This is a genomic window from Mesorhizobium sp. M0292 (assembly GCF_040321695.1).
GTDB lineage: Bacteria > Pseudomonadota > Alphaproteobacteria > Rhizobiales > Rhizobiaceae > Mesorhizobium.
The window spans coordinates 64711-81308 of sequence record NZ_JAMYSB010000014.1 but is presented as its reverse complement, the minus strand read 5'-3'; the positions used below and the strand labels follow the sequence as shown (position 1 = coordinate 81308).

The window sequence follows — 16598 nt, the reverse complement described above, 5'->3', positions numbered from 1 at the left end:
CCCTTCCAGAGCCATGCAAAAGCCGAATCTAGTATCCTACTTTGTCCATGAGCACCCGCAATTCGGACTGCTGAGCGACCCAGAAAGTTCGAAAAGCTTCCAGGAACCCCAGCCAAACTGGACTACCTATCGATAGAGCTGCCTGCTTTGCACCCATTGCTGCGCCGGCCACGACCGTTTCCGCAAGTAGATCAAACGGTTGCCTTAAAAACGGCGTGAACTCGTGCGCAGGCTGTTTCGCAAACAGTCGGCTGGCTTTGCGTGCCAGTTCCAACAGCCGGATGCCGTCCTCCATGTACGATTCCTCGGCGCTACCATGACGCTCTATCTCGCGAAGCAGCCGCGTCTGTTCGGTCCGCCACTGTGCTGACATCGATCGTAGAAGGCGTTGTCGATGCGGCCATCAAGCTTGTCGAGATACATGGCATGCAGCCGATCCTCGAGCCGCTTGTACTCGACCTGGCATCGATGGATCGCCTGTTCATGCTCGCGGCGCTCGTCGGCATGGCTGGCCAAGAGGGCTGCCTTTACCCATTCCAGTATCTCTTCGTCGAAATGCAACCGGTCAAGCAGGTTGGCGAATTTCTGGTCGAGCACTTCCTCGCGGACATATTTGCGGCGGCAATCACCGTATCCACCCCGACCTTTTGTTGGCGTGCCCCGTGCAGTGATAGTAGATGTATTTGCCCTTCTTGATCTCCGCCACGACGGCGCAGCCGCATTCGGTGCAGGTCATGAGGCCGGTGAAGGCGAACTCGTTTCCTATCGGGTGGGTCGGCACCGAATTGCGGCCCGTCAGAACGCCCTGAACGCGCTCCCATAGTTCAATCGATACGAGAGGTTCGTGCTTGCCCTGGAGCAATTTGCCGTTCCACTGGAACAGTCCGGTATAGAGGCGGTTGCGCAGGATCATATGCACGGTGCTGACCGGAACCGGGTTGCCGCTCTTGGGATAAATCAGCCCATCGCCATGGGCTGCCTTAGCCAAGGCCTTGAGCGAATACTGGCCTGTTGCGTAACGCTCGAACAGCTGTGTGACGACTGGAGCCAGTTCAGGATGTGGCTCAATAACCTTCCTGCCATCCTTCCCCGTGGTGTTGACATAGCCCAGCGGAGCCTTAGTCGGCCATATGCCCTGCTCCGCCTTCTCCATCTGCCCCTTGCGGGCTTCTTCCGACAGGTTGTCGATATAGTTCTTGGCCATCAAGACCTTGATGCCGTGCATGAATTTTTCAGACGAGCGCGAGTATCGTGATAGCGTCACACCTTCTTTCGCAAGGTGGATTTCCACAACCAATTCATCGAGAGTCACCCAGTCCTTCAGGTTGCGATAAAGGCGGTCAGTCTTCTCGACGAGGACGCTTCGGATGCCGGGATGCTTTCGCAGATACTTGACCATTTCGGTGAAATTGGTCCGGCCAGAGGTCTTTGCCGTCTCGACGTCGATAAATTCCTGCACGATGTCGAACCGCTGTTGCTGGGCGTAGTCGCGCAGGAGCTTGCATTGGGCCGGGATGGAAAAGCCTTCCTTCTCCTGCTCCTTGGAGGAGACGCGCGCGTAAAGCAGCGCCTTTAGAAGGCCTGCTGGCTTGGCGGTCCGGATATGTCGGTGGCTCATCTTGGGGACACTCGTTCATCGCTCGATCGCACCGAAGGCCTTTAGGAAGCGTCAACTATTTGGCCCGGTCAATCCGTTCCCATTCGGCGAGGACGCGGAAGAATTCGCCGAGATTGTCAACGATTTCCCGAGCACTTTCCGCTAACAGGGGTCGTCCCATGCGAGCCTCGAACAAGCGGGCTGTTCGTTCCAGGAATGCTTCGTCGACGGCGCGATGGCTTGAAAACAGATCGGTCTCGGCGTCGCTTCTAGCGCCGCTTTTAGCAGCACGCCGTGCCGCCTTCACCGTTTCTGTCCCGAGCATATCTCCATCGGGACAAGGATGGCCTACATCGCCTCAGCGCCGAATGGCCGTTATGTGCGCTTGCGTATCCTTTTCTACTTTGTATCAATCCCAGCGGCCGGTTGCTGACCAAAATGGAGGTCAGCGGTGCGCTTTTCGAGACCGATCAAATCGGCCGCGATTGCTTGATATCGCCGACAGTCCGCCTGAACGATGGATCGATCAGGTCGCTCAAGCGGCACACTCCCGGTGATTCCCTTCAAGTCATGCAGGATCGACTCAATATGTGGCCAGGGAAAATCTGTTGGGTCGTCGATGTCGCGATCTGCGCCCACGATTATCTCCAGCTTGGCGACAACGCCGAGAAGTGAGTGTGCGGGCGTACGCGGAAGTCTATCCTGAATCTTCAAAGCCACTGTCGCAGCCTCGACTTCCGCTTGGCAGGCGATCGAGTAACCAACCTTCGCATCCGTCGCCGCCGGACAGGCTGCGCCGAGAACGCGCGTTTCTAGGCGCTGCTGAAGTCGGCAGAGTACCTGCGAGACATGCTGCGCCCGCAACCAGTCTCTTAGCAGCGCAAGCGCGGGATCTGCTTCGTCGGAACGAACAGATCTTTTTGTAGCCTGCTCGCCACCTCCCCCGAGCGTGACGGAAGACAAAGTCATGCTATTGTCGGAATCAGCCATGATCCGAGCTCCACAACAGCTTGCACGTGGCCAGGCCGGATCGGTGTTGCATCACCTATCCGGCCGCCCAATTGAAATCGAGACTACACAAAGTGCAGCATATGATCAATCGAAATCACTATATTATGGTGATTTTATGAACCCGGTGCAGTGTCGCATGGCACGAGCTGCATTGGGCTGGGGCGTTTTAGAGCTTGCTAAGGAGGCCGGAGTCTCAACTCAAACGGTTGTGCGATTCGAACGAGGCGAGACGTTGAAACAGTCCACAATAGTTCAGCTTAAAGCAACGTTCGAAGCAGCCGGAATAGAGTTCATTGCAGAGAATGGCGGTGGCCCTGGTGTGCGCTTGTCACGCGGTACTGCAAACACCTAGTCGAAGGCAGCACCTGCCGGCGGCAATACGGATTATCTGTTTCCGATCAATCCAGCAATGCGCCTCATTCCCGCCGTTCACGGTGATCGTCGTGATCCCGAAACACGCCGCTCCAGTTGACCGCATCTGCACGCACTCCGCAGCATCGCTGCTAAGACTTGGCAATCCCGAAACCGTTCGACATCAGCGGTCACTTTGTCCGAGGCTGGATACTCCTAGCAACTCGAAGCCAGAGCCCTCTTGCAAGGGCGGTGCTCCTACCGGCATATGCTTCTAGATGGGGCGAAGTTGGTGATATGGTAGTGTTCCAGAGCTTGGTTCGCACCCATAAACCAAGAGTTCGATATTGACGGAAGTATAGTAGACATGGCTGATTTTGCATTTCGATTTCTCTTATGGGATAATGATCAGCCATATCAATCGTCTAAATGCTTCATAATCGCCGATCCGGCCATTAATGACCGTAAACAGTGGACGCTCCAACTGGAGCGCCCAGACGATGCGTCGTGGTTTTATGAAATCGATGACATCAAGGACTGGATGTTGCACGGTAACCCAGTGCGGAAGATTTTTTACGATCGGGCGGATCCTCGCACGCCGTTCCGACAGTTCGAACGAGACGAAGTCTTTCGAGAATATCTCCGCAAGATCCTCGACAGGATACCCGCCGAATATCAGTCGCGGCGCAAATTTGCCCTCATGCCGTCGATCACCGATAGTGACGCTAGGACGCGATACAAGGATGGTATAGAGGCTGCCATTCCGGGTGTCACAGTTCTCCCAGAACCAGAGATGGTCGCGGAGTATTTTCGTCTTCTCAAGCGCAGTCTGAAGCTCGAGGCAGGCGAGAACAATGTCCTCCTCGTCGTGGATGCCGGCGCCTCGACCGCCAACATGACCCTGATCGTGAGTCGCCGCGATAGTACCATCCTCAACATAGACAAGACGGGTGCCCAGCGCGACCTGCGGCTTCGCGCGCTGCGTGGGGATAGCGATGATCATGCCGGTCGATGGGTCGATCGGCGACTGGCCGAACGTCTTGGCCTGAATGTTACGGACACGGTCCTGCGCGACATCGAACGGGCCAAAGTGCAAGCTAGTTTGGGCAAAACTCAGGACTCCTACGCCCACTCGTTGCCGCAGACATCGCTTGCAATTGACCAAGCCATGCTCGCCTCCGTTTCTTCAGATCTTTGGGCGGAGTTGCGTCCATTGTTCGAAAAGCTATGCGAACGGCTTTACGAAAATCAAATCTCTTCGCAGGACGCCCGTCTAAAGAGCGAAGAACGTCTCCATGAACGCGACGTGAATGCGCCTAGTGACGCGCACCGTCTGATAGACACGATCCTGCTGGCGGGTGGAACAAGCCTCCTGCCGGGCTTTGAAGAGGCGATGCTGGCGACGCTCTTCCCGGACGGTCATCGCCCCAACGTGCTGCGTGTAGGAAGCTCTTTCGCCGTCGCAGCTGCAGCTGGCGGCCTTGCACATATTCTGCACAATTACGCTCCGCCCCGCCTTCGAGAGGCTAGTGGACCGAGCAGCGAGCTCTTCACGGCTTCACTTGAGGCCACTCTACCCCATCCGTTGCTATTGGGTGTCAAGGAGGCGGCGGAGCGGGAGCGCTATGTCACCGTGCTTGATCCAAACGACCCGTTTGTAGATGACGGTGGGGAACGCCTGATCGAAGGCCTAGCCGCTCTGGCCCAAGGCGCTGAGCCCAAAGCGCGGCTGGTACCCGCCCTCACTGCCGGGGTCGAGGCCCGCCGCGGCCGACGCTTTATGCCCATACAAGTCCGCCATTCGCCTGGTAGGATGCGGCTGGTGTGGGACCCGGCAGCCGAGCGGGCGTCCATAACCTCGGAACAGGTGGACGGAACGGGGCATCTCTGGATCGACGCCAGCAAACTGCGAAAGAGAAAGGAAGCTGCGCTCAATCCCTTCGACGAGCCTCTGCCGACGAACGCGCTGGCAGTCGACACTGCCGATGACATCATTATTGATCTCGGCATGTCTAAAATCGTCGCGGTCACAGCCGAACGCGGATGGGTCTCAATCGAAGAGCTGGAGCGGCTTATCAAGGAAGGGGACCCAGCCGCTGCGCGTCTGATGGCCGGAATCGATGTCGACGACGATCCGCATACGGACGATGATCGCAAAGCAGACGTCGCAATTGGTCGCGACGGCCGACCTGTTCGCCCCCACGTTGAGGACGCGTTTCTCACGTCGGATGACGGCATTGATGCCGCCGAGCCGTTGGCTGATGTGGTCGTCAGCGAGATGAGACTCGTCGACGGCGCTCCTCCGGCCAAGGCGGGACCGGTAGTCGCCGCATCCGGTCCGCTCTTACCTTCTGCCCGATCCGAGCGGGATGGCCGCTCGGACTGGAGTATTCGGATCGCAGACTCTGATTTCTCCCACGCTTTGACGACCTTGCGCGACGTCCTTAAGAGTGAGGCTCCTCATCTCCACTTCGATGACATCGTAGTGTCGCTTCTGGCGCTCTCTGTCCGACCGATTGTGCTACTCGCCGGGCCACCCGGCTGCGGGAAATCGACGCTCGTACGGTTGATCGCCCGTCTCTTGGGCAAGAACGCTGGAGAAGACTTCCATGATGTCGCCGTGCAGGCGCATTGGGCGGACGACGAGGCCCTTTTTGGCGACAAAGGCATGCTGAATGCTTTGCGCACGCAACGGGATATGGCCCATCTGGTCCTGTTCGACGAATTTAATCTGACGAGGCCAGAGTATTATCTATCTCGGCTCTTCCATGCTCTCGATAGCGGGACTGGCACGCTAACTCGAGATCAGCCGATTGCGGCCTGTCGGGTATTCGGGACGCTGAACATCGACGAGTCATCCAGGCCTCCCTCCCCAAAGGTAATCGATCGCTGTTTTCTGTTAGAGCTATCGCAAGTCCCCTATGATCGAGAAATACCGTCCGAGCTTACGATCTTGCGTTCTCTCACGCCGCTCCCAGGTCTGCCGGCAGTCTCGATGACTGGTGCGAGCACCGATGAACGAATTGATGGCGTGTTGAGCGCGCTTCACAAGGCGGTCTATCACCATGATCTTCGTCAAGATCTGCTGCCCTCGCGCCGGGTGCTCTCCGACATCAGGGCATCGCTTAGTCTGCATCACCGGCTTGATCTCCAGGGCAAGGAGCTCTTGGATCGCAGCGATCTGGTGGATCGCCTCATCGCAAGCCGCATACTTGTGAAACTGTCGGGTGCCTTCGATCAGCTCGCCCCCGCGCTCACGGCGATCGAAGCTTTTGTCGAAGATGGCGAGGATCTGCCCAGAACACGACGTCGCCTCAAACTGGCGCGCCAGCAGGCGCGCCTCGGGTTCGTTTCCCCGTGGCAGTGAACCAGACGACCATCGAAGAGGTGCGCGTCAGGGACGCGGACGGGACGGGTGTCAAATACCCCTGGAAACCGGACGCATGCTATCTAATCCGAGACGATCATCCGTATCTGGATTTCTTAACCCGGGGCCACCCCGCGCAACCTAGCCACCGTGAAACGAAGGTTTCGAAGCTGTCCGAACTTTGCGAGGACGGTATGCAATGGCAGCGATGGGACCTGTCAGAGGAATTGTCGAGACAGCGGCGGCTCGGCGAAGTCAGCGCCGTGTTAAAATTCCCCAAGGACAGTGTGCTGCGCGCCTATGTCATCCCGACGGCGCTTATCAGCTATCGCGATGTGGTTGCGATGGCGGAGGATATCGAAAGTGAACTAGGGTTCGCAGCCGTGTGGGACATGCTGGCCGACCGGCCCGGCCGGACATGGAGCCGGCCCGTGAGCGGGCCGCGCTCAAGCACGCCGGCCGAGATCATGAGTCTGCTCGAAGACGAGATCCGTGCTGCAGGCTCGATCCGCAATGATCCCTTCACGGAATTGGCGCCTCACTCGAGACAGGATGTGCCGCTCGCAGAAAACGCCCTAGTCTCCCACTGGGCGACTCGCCGTTCCGGTCAAGTATGCGACCTTGCCAAGGTTCTAGAGGGTGCGCTTGAGACCATGGCGGCCAAAAGTGGTCGGAAAAATCCTGGCAATCGTCAGACAAAGATCAATGCGGAAGTCGAGCGCCTGAGCTCAATCTTGCGTGGACTCGGCGATGTGAGGACGAGGCTTGCTGGTTTCGTGAGGGACATTGAGCTTGGTACACGAATCCACCCGAGCCCGCTTTTTCAGCGAGATCACAGAGTTCGATCGCTGCTACGCGCTTTCGCGCCGACCCCGTCAGAGGCGATTTCTGAGGTTGAATCGGCGCGATCTCATTACCCACCGCTCTTCCTCAATCGTCTTTGGGAGCTTTGGGGAATTGTTTGGATCGCAAAAGAGCTGCGCCGACAGGGATTCTCCGGCCTGTGCACCGTTGAGGTGGTCGAGAGTGTGAAACGAAGCTCTTGGCATCTCACGAGAGGTGAGGTTGTCATCGAATTGGACTTCGAGGCTGAGCCCGTCTTCATCGACTATGACCGGATCCCCCCGGCACATGAGCGCGCTACGCCGGCGCTGGAGTGGGCGGCGCGCCATCAGGACCTTGATGTCGAGCGCCCTTTTATAGGAACAGAGCTCAAGTGTTCGCCAGACTACCTGGTTCGGATAACAACGCCGACTCAAAAGGCGCTGTTGGTAGGTGACGCTTGCTTGGCCAGTTCCGAGCATCATGGCAAGTCGGGCGAGATTACGAACTCGAAACCCTATACCGTCGAGAAGTATAGGAGAACCATTGGTTGGTCCACTGAGGACCAGGTCGTCAGATGTCATCCCATGGGTGGATTTGTTGTGTTCCCCCCACCCGCCCGCGCGTGGAGCAGCCTCGAGACAATACCAGGTGCAAGCGACTGCACTCTACTGTGCCCAAGCCCCAATGGTGATACGGAAGCAAGCCGTCGATTGCAAGTTTTGCTAAAGGCCGTCATGCCCGAATTTGGCGAATCGGGAATGGCGGCAGCGGTCCCGCCGTACCCTTAAACCGGATGGTCCGGTTCCGGCCCATTCCCAGTCGTTGAACTTGCCTCAGAGATGAGTGTTCAACCTTGACAGCAACGTGCCAATACACCGCCACTAGTCATTGTGTTTTCGTGATGCACTGGTGTGCCATGAGAGAGGATCGGCGATCCATCGCTTGACGTCGGACTCCCTCCATCCAGCCCCGTTGACACTGATCTTGATCTGAGTCGGGAACGTGCCTTCGGCGATCTTGCGATAGATGGTTGAACGGGACAGGCCCGTCAGGCCAAGGACGGTTTTGAGGCGTATAATACGATCCGGCTCGGACATCGCTTGCCTGCACCTTACTGGTGGTCGCTGATTTCTGCTGGGACAGACAGGACGGGCCGAACGCTGATGCAATCCCATTTGTCGCTTCACCCGCCTGTAGCGTGGAAACGGCGGCAAATCGGACGCGTTCAGATCCCGATGCCACGGCCCCTACCGATGCCGTGGCTGAATGCGAGTTCCGCGGCGAGGCGACGGCCGGAATCGATGTTGATGCCAAGCTCGCGTCTGCGGTTTGCAAGCAGGGGTTCAAGTTGAGGATCGCGTTCGAGGCTCTTGGCCATATCGGACATGGCCGAACGCGTTGACTTGTAGCCGGACATGTCGCCGGCCTGATATTGCTCCCGTCCCGTCCGGTCGAGCTTTTGCCAACGTTCCACGGACCGGTCGGCGCGGCGGCCGGGATCGATGTCCATTCCAGTGCGGATTTCCGTTTCAAGCTGGAGAGCAAGCACGATTCGGCTGACGCGGCCGGCACCCGCTTCACGAACCAGCTCGGGATTTTTCACATAAGCCGCTTCGGCATCGCGCCAGCCATACGGCCGCACCTTCTCGAAAGCGCTGCGGGCATCCCTCAATTCGCGCATCTGGTCGGGACCGCCCTGCCCGTCCGCATTTGCGTTGTGCGACATCGCGTCGAGCGCGCGCGCGTGGCGAACAAGCGCCTTCGTGCGCGCGTTGCGCAACGCCGCTTCCTCGTCCACCGGCACATTCGTATTGCGCGGCACTCCCGTGGCGGGAGTTTTCCTTTCGGGTGTGGAGCCAGCATCTCCGATTTGCGCCCCAACATCTTCCCTTCCCGGCCTGCGCCCATAGTCCTGGCCGGGCTCGCCGTCTCCAGGCGAGCGCAACCCGTCCAGCAAACCTCCGATCCTGTCGCGCAACTTCTCCGGAACGATCCGACGCACGATCTCGACCAGGCCCTCGCGGAAGGTGATACCGCGCCGCTCGGCATAGTGTTGCGCCGGGTCGATCTGGTCGTAATCCGACGCCATGTCCTTGGCGCGGTCGCGAGACAGCGTGCGGATGAGCCGGTCGCGTGTGGCAAAATCATCGCTGCTGTAATGCAGGTCCATTCCATCTCGACGCCGCGACAGTGCAACGTAGCTGCCGTGCGCATCCATGCCTGGCGTTGCCAGCACATGGGTCCGGTCGACAGTCATGCCCTGCGCCTTGTGAATGGTCGCGGCATAGCCGTGGTCGATGTGCGCGTAGTCTTTCAGGCCGAACCGCACCGATCTCCCATCGTCGACGCGAATCGTCATGCTCTGTGTGCTGACTTCCTCCACGATGCCGAGCGTGCCGTTCTTGACCCCAAGTCCGCGCTCGTTGCGCAGGAACATGACACGGTCGCCGCTGGCGAAGTTTCTTGGGCCGCGTTCGACATTCACCTGAACCTCGTCGCCGAGATCGCCGGCAATGCGCATGCGCCCGCGCGCTGCCTTGTTGAGCGCGCGTACTTCGTCGTTTGTGTGGGTGAGAATGATCCGGCTCGCCTCGGGCTCTGCCTGCCTGTCGCGATCCCAGCGCTCGACTAGATCGTTGCGCGCTTCGTCGCGCGTCGTAGCCTGGTGCATCATGCCTTGCGCGTCGTAGGCGCTGATCGCGGCGCCGATCCTGCCGGTTGCCAGATCGCGCGTGGCATCACGCTGCCAGTCCTCGCGCTGCCGGCGCACCTGGCCGATTTCGACGCCGCCGTGTCCCTCGTGGAGAGAGCGGAATGCAGCGCCGGCTTCGATTGCCTGCAACAGCTGCGGATCGCCGATGAGCACGACTTTTGCGCCAACGTCCGCCGCATGGGAAAGCACGCGCTCCAACTGGCGCGTGCCGACCATGCCGGCCTCGTCGATCACCAGCACATGGCGCGTGGTGAGGAGATCCCTGCCCTGTTCCCAGCGATGCTCGATACTGGCGATGGTGCGTGACGAGATGCCTGATCCGCCTTCCAGATTCTCGGCGGCAATGCCGGAGAGGGCGGCGCCTTGAACCTCATAACCTGCAGCTGCCCATGCCTGGCGCGCAACGCCCAGCATGGCGCTCTTGCCCGTTCCGGCAAAGCCGACAACGACACCAAGACCGTGACCATCGGTGATATGCGCAAGCGCATCGCTTTGCTCATCCGAAAGGACAAGCCCGTGTTGCGCAGCCTGCGCCAGAGCGGCCTCGCGATGTGCGTCACTCACCGCGTGCCGCTCGTCCAAATCGATACGCTCCGCAGCGCGATGCAGGCGCTGTTCAGTCTCGATCATCTGCCTTGTGGTGAAGCGATCTTCGCCGCGTCCATCCTTGCCGAGTTCGATCAGATCGGGTGCATTGCTGATGGCTGCCACCACCTCGTTGAACTGCTCCACTCCATCGCTGTGGCGATGCGAGAACTTCGCGATGTCCTTTCGGGTGAAGGTCGATTGCTGATGGGTGATTGCATCCAGCGCCACGAATGGATCGGCAATGATGCGCGCACCATTGTTGCGGGCGATCTCGCGATGCAGTTCGGCGCGATCTGCTTCAAGCCCACCAGCGGCAAGGCCGTCGCCCCCGATGCGCTGAGCAGGAGCACCAATCTGCGTTTGCGGCTCCAGCGCAATGCCCTGCGCTTCCAGACTGCGATGATCGATGCGGGCGTCGATGTCGAGTTCGGCCAGGCGTTCATTGGCCAGTTCCGCCCACCGCTCGCGCCAGCGCTCGACCAGCTGGGTAGCATTCCAGTCTCGAACCTTCGCGCCAAAACCATTCTCGTCCACTGACCGCATGGTGAGCATGACATGAGCGTGCGGTTTGGGACTGCCATCCTCTGCCCTGTCCCAGTGCACATTGAGATCGGCGACCATGCCCTTGCTAACAAACTCAGCCTGAACAAAGTCGCGCGCCAACTCGATGCCTTGCGCCTGGCTGAGTTCACGCGGCAGCGCAAACTCGACCTCGCGGGCAAGCTGCGCATCCTTGCGCACCTCGAACGCCTCGACATCGTTCCACAGCCTCTCGCGGTCGCGCCAGGCCTCCGGTGCATCCTCCGGCAGCATCACCTCGGAATGGACAACACCGCGCTTGGCCGAGAAATCATGAGTGCGTTCGATCCGCTCATCGCGCAACCGCGAAGCCGAGCGGTAGGCGGCAGACGCGACAGCGCTTGAGCCCGCCTTGCGGCCAATGACCTTGAGATGAAGATGATAGATCGCCATCGCGACGGGATCATTTGCACATCAAAGCGCACGTCGGCACGACGTATAAGCACGCCCTCCCTCGAAAAATTCTCTGGATGGATCAGCCCGTCCCGGGCTGTCTCGGCAACCCTGAAGCCTTCCGGCGGACGCTCGCCTATCATTGCCGCACCAACAATCAATGGAGACAGCCATGCGCAAACCAAGGGACTTCGACACCGAACTGAGGGAGCTGGAGGAAAAAGCGAGAGAGCTCAAAACACGAAAGGTCCAGCAACTTGGAGAGCTGGTGATCGCCACCGGCGTCGATCAACTCAGCACAGATGAACTGGCCGGCGCACTGGTCGCAATCACTGAGACGAAAGACACCGCAAAGCGTGAGGCATGGGCCAAGCGTGGAGTGATGTTTTTCGAGAGCCGGTCCCGGCGAATTGCACCGGCATCTCAGCGCAACCCACGCGGCGCTCCAGCGCAACCGGGCAGCCCGCAATCGCCGGCAGGCGGCACAGGCTCGCAATGACATGAGGACGTGGCAGGTCGAGCGCCGCCAGCGCACCCGACATCTGATCGAACTCGGCGGGCTCATCGTCAAGGCAGGCATCGTTGACCTGATCAATGACGATCGCGCTACCATCTACGGCGCGATGCTCTGGATCTCCGCCAAGCTGCAGAGCCAGGAAGGTGAGCATGCGCGCGACCTTTGGAATGCGAAGGGAAACAACGCGTTTGACGCGGGACGGCATGAAGACCATAAGCGCCATCGATCATAGCGGTGTTCCGCTAGCGGCCGGCGCTCCCAGGCCCTCCATTTGGTCACACCCGGACAACAACCGCGTCAGTGTGAAATGGGTATTACACTGAGAAAGCTGGCCAGCAGAGAATTAGAATCCCGCTCTCTCCGCCAAATGTGTTTGCAAATCATTCAAAAGCTAACAATTTCGTATATTCGAATCGCGCAACCCGCTTTCCACCCACATTTTATTCTGGATATATGTGGACTTCCCTGGACATCTCTGGCGCTCAAACATTGGATAGTGACACGTGAAGACCCGAGAGCATCCGGCGCCTCTGGTAAAACAAGCCGCCGTTGTTATGCTCGGCGGCTCGGTTTGGTGAGATGCCGATATCCGCTCTGAATGCTGCGTTATGTCGAATGAGATTCACCAATACGGGAGACTGAGCCGCTCAACAGAATGACGGCTTGGGCCCACTTCGGCCTTTGAAGCAGGCCTCGACAGAACCTCGAAGCCGACATGAGCAATCTCGATTGATGGTGCTTGGCCATCGGGATATCGGAGTTTCAAGGTTTCGTTCGAGGAGTGAGGAGTGAGGAGTGAGGAGTGAGGAGTGAGGAGTGAGGAGTTGACGATAACTGCAGTTGCAATTCGTCGTTGCGGCAATCCGTAATCCGCACCACAGTTTATTTAAAATATTTGCCGGCTCGAAATGGGTTAGGCCAAGCGGGGAACCATGCAACGTCTCGACCCAACGATTGAAGCTGTTTCGCAAGAATACGTCCTCATCCAGGCATGGAAAAAGGCCTCTGCCTGGATCCGGTACCACAACTGGTTCTCGGATACCTTGGAGCTGGATTTCGCCACCGCGAACCTTCCTGACTTCCTGCAATCAATAGGCGACGAACTGAGGACGGGGAAGTGGACTACGCTGCCGCTCCGGCTCGTGCCAGCTCCCAAAAGCCAAAAGTGGGCGGCGGCCAGGTCCGATATCTGGGGGCCAAAGAACCCTGGGGAGGTAAACTTGCGGCCTCTGGCCCACGTCAGCCTTCGCGACCAGGTCGCGGGTACTGCCGTAATGCTCTGCCTGGCAGACCGCGTCGAATCCCTACAGGGCGATCCGCACCCGTCGGAAGACAAGGAAGAAGCATGGAGTTCCGTCCTATCCTACGGCAATCGACTCTTTTGCGACTCGGATGGTTTCGGTGGCCTTCAGCATCGTTGGGGGTCGTCAAAGCTGTACCGGTCATTCTCTATTGACTATCGAAGCTTCATAGGCCGCCCCGAAGAAATCGCCCAGAAGCTGGAAATTGATGGCCACCGAGTCGTAATCGTAAGCTCTGACCTGAAGCAGTTTTACGACCGCGTGCGGCCGGCCATGCTCATGGAAAAGCTCGAGGGTATCAAACGCGAAGGCGACGATCCCCGGTTCTACGAACTCGCTGCTAATGTTTTGCATTGGACATGGCATGAAGACGACCGGTCCGATGTTGAGGAATACGCCAGGAAGGGAGAAGAAGTTCGCGGATTCCAGGAGATTTGCCTGCCGCAGGGCCTGGTTTCTGCCGGCTTCTTCGCGAACCTTGTCTTGCTTGATTTCGACCGCCAGGTCGCCGCCAGTAGGGAAACGACGATCTCCGCCGGTATTTCGCTCCGCGATACAACCCGTTACGTCGACGACGTGCGCTTGGTCGTGACCGTCCAACGAGACCGGGATCTGGAAGAAATCAGACTCTCGGTCTTCGCCTGGTTGGCAGGGGTTCTTGCCGACGCGGCGCCGGGCCTTCTGGTGTCCGATGACAAGACGCAGGCGGCTAACTTTAGTGGTGAAAATCGTCCACTGCTCCGTCAGGGGCGCAAGATGGCCCGGATTCAGAGCGCACTTTCGGGTGGCTTTGACGCTACGAGGGGCGAGGAAATAATTGACGCCGTGCAGAGCCTCGTGCGTGCGCAAGAGCACTACAATCAAAGTAGGAAAGCCAGTAATGATCGGATGCTTCCGGTTCCAGACGTAAGGGACGCAACCGTGGCCCGCTTCTCGGCTGCGCGTTTCAGAACCACGTTCCGATCGCTGCGGCCCCTTCTAGACGGTGGCAGGGCCATCGGCGTCGAAACCGACCCAACGGTGGACGAAACGCCCTTCCGAGGGGCGGCGATGACGCGGTCCGAACTCGACGACGAGGCGCGTAATTTTGCGCTGAGTCTCGTCCAGCAATGGATCGACGATCCATCAAACGTGCGGCTCCTGCGCATCGGTCTGGACATCTGGCCATCGACCGAAGTTCTTAGGCTGGTGCTGGAACTTCTGCGCCCATACCTCAAGCGAACGCGGGGTCAGCCGCGCCTTGTTGCCCTGTACTGCCTCTCCGAGTTGTTCAAGGCCGGTGCAACCGAGACCGGCTTCGTGGAGGATGACGAGTGCCTGCCTAGCAACGTCGATCTCGAGGAATACCGGGCATTGCTGGCGGCCGAAGCCCTTCAAGTGGTGTCATCCACCACTCGGACGACACCTTGGTACTTAAGGCAGCAGGCAATCCTCTTGTTGGCGGTAATGAGGAAGAAAACGGACAGGCGCTGGACCGAGCGTGTTAGGATGCCGGAGACTCGGCTCTACTTAGAGTTTCTTTCCTTTCTGAACGGAGATCGGAAGTCCTCGACATATGCCGACTTCGCGACACTTGCGGTTATGGCCAGGCGGTCGGTCCTCGACGAAAGTGAAGCAAGGCAACTTATAGCTGGTTCGATAGATACGAATCTATTCGAGGAAATCGCGATTCGCGATCCTGCCTTCGCCGCCGAATTGCAGCCGTCATGGATACTCAGGGATCAGCCAAGTCCAACGCACGACGGCTGGACGTCATTGTCGCGGTGCAAATCCCCACGTGCACCCACGGACCCCGATCTCCGGAATGAGATAGGAGTCTTGAGCTTCATGTATGCATTCGCCAAAATGCTGCTGACCGAAAAGCAACCTTACGCAATGCCTCCTTCATCTATCGAGGTAAAGCTATCGAGCGATCGCAGACACACCGAGATTGTGGAGGTTCGGATTGCTGACAAAGCGCATGCGCCATCAGGAGTCCTGCAGGCGCTCTATGAACCTCCGATCTGGTGTGACTCGGGTCTACGCTGGAAATTCCAAATGGGGTACCTTGTCAGGTTCATACTTACCGGAAACCTCGATTTCACCGAAGTCCGTGTGCCATCATGGCGAGAGACGAGGACTATCTACCGGCAGGTGCGCAGCCATTGGTACCAACGTTCCTATGGCCTCCACAACGGACATGAGGGTTTCGGTGACGACTGGCTTGCCATTTCGCACACGACCGAAGACCTACTCTATTCGATGCTGGCATGGCCAGGGTGCAGGGTCGACGATGGCGAATGGCTAAAGCGAGACCCTGAGCAGCTTGTCCTGTTCCTGCACGAAAAACTGGAGGCAGCGAGACGCCACGTCGGAGAGGCTACAGGCACTCTGATGCTACCGATATTAGCGCCGCTCCTGGCATATCCAAGAGAGGATAGACCGCTTCGGGGTTGCGTGGTGCAGACCATCACCCCAGAAGCTCATGAAATCGCGGATGGAGATCTCACGCTTTCGGGCACCGCTATCCGACAGAAGCATCGAAATCACCTTTCGACCGCGCTCGCGGCGGTGGAAAAGATGCTGGAACTCCGGGCGACCCATCAGACGCAGGACAAGCGACTAGACTGGCTAATCTTGCCCGAGCTCGCGGTCCATCCACACGATATCAAGACTCACCTCATTCCGTTCGCGCGAGCCTACAAGACCATCATCCTGACCGGCCTGACGTATGAGGAGGTTGAGCCTGGCTTGCCTCCAGTCAATTCGGCAATATGGATACTGCCTCAACTCATGACCGGCAGGGGCCTCCAGATCAAGACCAGACGCCAAGGGAAATTTCACCTCGCCAAGATGGAGAAAGCTTGGGAGGCCAAGAAATTGGTCCGTGGCTTCCGACCTGTTCAATGGCTTGTTGGTTACCAATGGACAACAAATCTCTCGGCAGATCCGCTCTGGCTCACTGCGGCCGTCTGCTATGACGCGACCGATCTCAGGCTTGCATCCGACCTTCGTAACAGGTCTGACGTTTTCGCCATTCCTGCGCTGAATCAAGATGTTGGCACCTTCGACCAGATGGCGGCCGCACTGCATTATCACATGTACCAGCTGGTGATCGTGGCGAATAATGGAGGCTTCGGGGGGAGTAACGCGCATGTTCCTCGAAAGGAAAATCACCTGAAGCAGGTGTTTCACAGCCATGGACAGCCACAGGCATCGATTTCTTTCTTCGAGATCGAGGACATATCGGAAATGAAGGAGCGCCGTGACCTCGGAAAGGGTCTGTCCCCGGCTCCGCCATATAAAAAATCGGGAAGTTGGAAATACCCTCCCGCAGGTTATTGAGAACATGAATCTTTCTAAGTTTGCCTCGAAGG

Annotated in this window: 13 protein-coding genes; 6 read left to right on the top strand and 7 right to left on the bottom strand. The window is 58.4% G+C overall.

What is annotated here, in order from left to right; translation table 11 throughout:
- Positions 1 to 28: 28 nt before the first annotated feature.
- The 5 genes from NKI96_RS21265 to NKI96_RS21245 form a co-directional block, all read right to left on the bottom strand.
- Positions 29 to 295 carry a hypothetical protein gene (locus NKI96_RS21265; RefSeq protein ID WP_352805965.1) on the bottom strand — a complete coding sequence of 89 codons (267 nt, stop codon included), beginning with the start codon at positions 293 to 295 and terminating at the stop codon, positions 29 to 31.
- 29 nt (positions 296 to 324) lie between these two features.
- A complete protein-coding gene (locus tag NKI96_RS21260) occupies positions 325 to 597 on the bottom strand; it encodes a hypothetical protein (RefSeq protein ID WP_352805963.1) in 273 nt (90 codons plus the stop codon).
- 28 nt (positions 598 to 625) lie between these two features.
- Positions 626 to 1618 carry a recombinase family protein gene (locus NKI96_RS21255; RefSeq protein WP_352805961.1) on the bottom strand — a complete coding sequence of 331 codons (993 nt, stop codon included), beginning with the start codon at positions 1616 to 1618 and terminating at the stop codon, positions 626 to 628.
- 55 nt (positions 1619 to 1673) lie between these two features.
- Positions 1674 to 1922 (bottom strand): hypothetical protein, encoded by a 249-nt coding sequence (locus NKI96_RS21250; RefSeq protein WP_352805958.1) that lies wholly within the window; start codon positions 1920 to 1922, stop codon positions 1674 to 1676.
- A gap of 74 nt (positions 1923 to 1996) precedes the next feature.
- Positions 1997 to 2587, bottom strand: a complete 591-nt coding sequence (locus tag NKI96_RS21245; RefSeq protein WP_352805957.1) for a hypothetical protein — start codon at positions 2585 to 2587, stop codon at positions 1997 to 1999.
- A gap of 136 nt (positions 2588 to 2723) precedes the next feature.
- On the opposite strand from NKI96_RS21245, the gene NKI96_RS21240 reads away from it, so the two are divergent.
- From NKI96_RS21240 to NKI96_RS21230, 3 genes are all read left to right on the top strand, one after another.
- Positions 2724 to 2960 carry a helix-turn-helix transcriptional regulator gene (locus NKI96_RS21240; protein WP_352806066.1) on the top strand — a complete coding sequence of 79 codons (237 nt, stop codon included), beginning with the start codon at positions 2724 to 2726 and terminating at the stop codon, positions 2958 to 2960.
- Between the two features lie 366 nt (positions 2961 to 3326).
- Positions 3327 to 6326, top strand: coding sequence for an AAA family ATPase (locus NKI96_RS21235; protein WP_352805955.1), 3000 nt, complete (start codon positions 3327 to 3329; stop codon positions 6324 to 6326).
- Positions 6317 to 7939: a hypothetical protein gene (locus NKI96_RS21230; RefSeq protein WP_352805953.1), complete on the top strand. Its 1623-nt coding sequence runs from the start codon at positions 6317 to 6319 to the stop codon at positions 7937 to 7939. The genes NKI96_RS21235 and NKI96_RS21230 overlap by 10 nt, the downstream gene beginning before the upstream one ends.
- Before the next feature lie 93 nt (positions 7940 to 8032).
- Here NKI96_RS21230 and NKI96_RS21225 read toward each other — a convergent pair whose 3' ends face one another.
- Together NKI96_RS21225 and traA are read right to left on the bottom strand one after the other, a co-directional pair.
- Positions 8033 to 8248: a helix-turn-helix transcriptional regulator gene (locus NKI96_RS21225; protein WP_352805951.1), complete on the bottom strand. Its 216-nt coding sequence runs from the start codon at positions 8246 to 8248 to the stop codon at positions 8033 to 8035.
- A gap of 128 nt (positions 8249 to 8376) precedes the next feature.
- The gene (gene traA / locus NKI96_RS21220; protein ID WP_352805948.1) at positions 8377 to 11424 is read right to left on the bottom strand and encodes a Ti-type conjugative transfer relaxase TraA; all 3048 of its coding nucleotides are present in this window, start codon (positions 11422 to 11424) and stop codon (positions 8377 to 8379) included.
- A gap of 172 nt (positions 11425 to 11596) precedes the next feature.
- Between traA and NKI96_RS21215 the strand changes: the two genes are divergently transcribed.
- The 3 genes from NKI96_RS21215 (at position 11597) to NKI96_RS21205 (ending at position 16566) form a co-directional block, all read left to right on the top strand.
- A complete protein-coding gene (locus NKI96_RS21215) occupies positions 11597 to 11923 on the top strand; it encodes a conjugal transfer protein TraD (RefSeq protein WP_352805946.1) in 327 nt (108 codons plus the stop codon).
- Between the two features lies 1 nt (position 11924).
- Positions 11925 to 12173: a conjugal transfer protein TraD gene (locus tag NKI96_RS21210; RefSeq protein WP_352805944.1), complete on the top strand. Its 249-nt coding sequence runs from the start codon at positions 11925 to 11927 to the stop codon at positions 12171 to 12173.
- A 700-nt stretch (positions 12174 to 12873) separates the two neighbouring features.
- On the top strand, positions 12874 to 16566 hold the full coding sequence (locus NKI96_RS21205; RefSeq protein WP_352805942.1) for a reverse transcriptase domain-containing protein: 3693 nt from the start codon (positions 12874 to 12876) through the stop codon (positions 16564 to 16566).
- The last annotated feature ends 32 nt before the right edge of the window (positions 16567 to 16598 follow it).

Excerpts from the sequence above, each read along its gene's own strand:
- NKI96_RS21265 (WP_352805965.1), bottom strand. The coding sequence starts at position 295 with ATGGAGGACGGCATCCGGCTGTTGGAACTGGCACGCAAAGCCAGCCGA.
- NKI96_RS21255 (WP_352805961.1), bottom strand. The coding sequence starts at position 1,618 with ATGAGCCACCGACATATCCGGACCGCCAAGCCAGCAGGCCTTCTAAAG.
- NKI96_RS21250 (WP_352805958.1), bottom strand. The coding sequence starts at position 1,922 with ATGCTCGGGACAGAAACGGTGAAGGCGGCACGGCGTGCTGCTAAAAGC.
- NKI96_RS21245 (WP_352805957.1), bottom strand. The coding sequence starts at position 2,587 with ATGGCTGATTCCGACAATAGCATGACTTTGTCTTCCGTCACGCTCGGG.
- NKI96_RS21240 (WP_352806066.1), top strand. The coding sequence starts at position 2,724 with ATGAACCCGGTGCAGTGTCGCATGGCACGAGCTGCATTGGGCTGGGGC.
- NKI96_RS21235 (WP_352805955.1), top strand. The coding sequence starts at position 3,327 with ATGGCTGATTTTGCATTTCGATTTCTCTTATGGGATAATGATCAGCCA.
- NKI96_RS21225 (WP_352805951.1), bottom strand. The coding sequence starts at position 8,248 with ATGTCCGAGCCGGATCGTATTATACGCCTCAAAACCGTCCTTGGCCTG.
- traA (WP_352805948.1), bottom strand. The coding sequence starts at position 11,424 with ATGGCGATCTATCATCTTCATCTCAAGGTCATTGGCCGCAAGGCGGGC.
- NKI96_RS21215 (WP_352805946.1), top strand. The coding sequence starts at position 11,597 with ATGCGCAAACCAAGGGACTTCGACACCGAACTGAGGGAGCTGGAGGAA.
- NKI96_RS21210 (WP_352805944.1), top strand. The coding sequence starts at position 11,925 with ATGAGGACGTGGCAGGTCGAGCGCCGCCAGCGCACCCGACATCTGATC.
- NKI96_RS21205 (WP_352805942.1), top strand. The coding sequence starts at position 12,874 with ATGCAACGTCTCGACCCAACGATTGAAGCTGTTTCGCAAGAATACGTC.